The organism is Belnapia sp. AC561 (assembly GCF_979252845.1).
Genome location: NZ_CEEDBP010000263.1, coordinates 1 through 265 on the forward strand (window position 1 = coordinate 1; position 265 = coordinate 265).

Here is a 265-nt window from a genome sequence, read left to right on the forward strand (position 1 = left end):
CCGCGTACCGATGACCGACCCCACCGGCCAGGTACTGAAAAAACCGAAGAAACCGAAAAAGCCAAAAACCGGCGGCGGTGGCGGCAAGAAAACCCTGGGCAAATGGACCGAAAGCGCCGAGCCGCTGGACGCACCGGTGAAAGCCATTCGCAAAGTGCCCAGCTTTAACACCGGGCCGCGCAAGAAGAAATGACCGACCGCCCCGCTTTTTGTAGGAGCGGCTTCAGCCGCGATTGGCCGGGCCTGGAACCGCAGGGGTTAAGGT

The 265-nt window shown here is 61.1% G+C and carries 1 protein-coding gene; it reads left to right on the plus strand.

What is annotated here, in order from left to right:
- Nucleotides 1–193, plus strand: a 193-nt coding sequence (locus tag AC0IW9_RS31015) for a hypothetical protein (RefSeq protein ID WP_471652143.1), incomplete at its 5' end; no start/stop codon positions are given.
- Nucleotides 194–265 lie beyond the last annotated feature (72 nt).